Below are 317 nucleotides of genomic sequence, written 5' to 3'. Positions count from 1 at the left end.
GCCGCGGCCGGGACCACCCCGGCGGGGCGGGCCGGCGCGCCGCCGCCTGCGGCGCCACCTCCCGCCGGGCGCGGCTCGAAGCTCGGCCGCAGCACGCGGTCGCCGTCCGGTCCCGCGAGCGTCACCTCGCCCGCCAGGATCGCCTTCACCTCGAATCCGACCAGCCTGTCCCCCACCCGCATCACCTGCGGCTTCGCGTTCTCCCCCACCCCGGCGAAGATCGCCGTGGCGCCGCCCGGCGCGACCAGCACGCCGGTCAGCCGCGGCAGCTCGCGCGCCGCCAGGCCGCCGGCGGCGGCGGCGCGCGCCTCCGCCAC

General features: G+C 81.7%; 1 protein-coding gene. It reads right to left on the bottom strand.

Annotated elements, in window-relative coordinates:
- Window positions 1-317, bottom strand: a 317-nt coding sequence (locus E2C06_RS38420) for a hypothetical protein (RefSeq protein WP_206664868.1), incomplete at both ends; no start/stop codon positions are given.

The sequence above is a fragment of the Dankookia rubra genome (assembly GCF_004355005.1).
Lineage (GTDB): Bacteria > Pseudomonadota > Alphaproteobacteria > Acetobacterales > Acetobacteraceae > Paracraurococcus > Paracraurococcus ruber_A.
Note: the sequence above shows the minus strand (reverse complement) of the source record. Positions and strands in the feature narration are given on the sequence as shown.